This window comes from Vibrio sp. Vb0304 (genome assembly GCF_033338995.1).
GTDB lineage: Bacteria > Pseudomonadota > Gammaproteobacteria > Enterobacterales > Vibrionaceae > Vibrio > Vibrio alginolyticus.
In genome coordinates, this window is sequence record NZ_JAWOTT010000209.1 from 1 (window position 1) to 1,213 (window position 1,213).

1 protein-coding gene and 1 pseudogene are annotated in these 1,213 nt (G+C 46.2%); one reads left to right on the forward strand and one right to left on the reverse strand.

Going from position 1 to position 1,213, the window contains the following annotated elements; all coding sequences use genetic code 11:
- Positions 1-251 (forward strand): annotated as a pseudogene (locus R7P35_RS25045) (MATE family efflux transporter); the annotation flags it as partial.
- Between the two features lie 53 nt (positions 252-304).
- Here the strand turns inward: R7P35_RS25045 and R7P35_RS25050 are convergent.
- Positions 305-1,183 (reverse strand): U32 family peptidase, encoded by an 879-nt coding sequence (locus R7P35_RS25050; RefSeq protein WP_005481567.1) that lies wholly within the window; start codon positions 1,181-1,183, stop codon positions 305-307.
- Between the last annotated feature and the right edge of the window lie 30 nt (positions 1,184-1,213).

The window sequence follows — 1,213 nt, forward strand, 5'->3', positions numbered from 1 at the left end:
GAGTGGTAGCAGGGGCTTACTATCAATCGGTCAACAAAGGCAGTAAGGCGATGTTTGTGACGGTGGGCAATATGCTTATCCAACTGCCGTTCTTGTTCATCATGCCAAAACTGTTGGGTGTGACAGGCATTTGGATTGCATTCCCGCTATCCAACATTGCGTTAAGTCTGGTTGTGATGAGTATGCTTTGGCGTGATATCAAAAAGTTGATGGTGGATAGCCCAGTAGAACCGAGCATCCAAGCGTCTTAAGTTGGTAGCAGAAAAGCGAGGCTAGTGCCTCGCTTTTTACTTTGTCGGAAGAGTTAAATGTTCTTCACTTCTAAGCCAGCCAATTGATGCCAGTAACCGTTGCATTGGCGGCTTGATAGTTTGTCTGGGTTTGAGCCTTGCTCGTTAGAACGGAAGCGATCCAATTCTGAGAAGGTACTTACGCCTAATGGACTCAAGCGAACGACATCAACGAGTCCTTGCATGCTTGGCAGATCGTTGATCAGGTTGTAACAGTAGCCCGATTGCGTTTGGATGCCATTCAAGTTGAAGACTTCTTGCCCCTCTTGGCTGCTTACTTGGATACCGGTTGGGTATTTGATGCAGCAAGTTTCGCAATCATCCTTCGCTTTATTTTCTGCACGCGCCGTGAAGCAGCGAGCCGAGTAGGCTAATGGCAAATAGCCGTGGCTAAAGACTTCGACTTCGAATTTGTTACGAATCCCTAAGTCTTCACATTGTGTCAGAGTATCGCTTAGCCATTCACGAGATAGCTCAACCGGCATACACCAACGAGTCATCCCTTGTTTTAAAAACAGGTTCAAGGTGTGTGCGTTGTAAGTGTTAATTGCTGGGCCAACGACAAATGGGACTTTGTGTTCAGACGCCAGTTGAACCGCGGACACGTCATTTGCTTCAATCGCGAAGTCACCATTATCGATATACTTCTTCATGATATTGACTTCGCTTGGTGCTTCCAACAATGCCATGGTGGAAAGCACCACTTGCTTACCGGATGCCGATAGGTCTTTGGCAATATCGAACCAATGAGCAGGTTTCATCTCGCGACGTTTTGAACAAACGGTTTCACCCAAGTAGATAATGTCTGCCGAGCTTTCTTTCGCTTGTAAGTAAAATGCTTCGATATCTTGTTTTGGCCAAAAGTACAGCAGTGGGCCAAGTGCGTATTTCATTGAATTTTCCATCTTAACCTCTACTGCCAT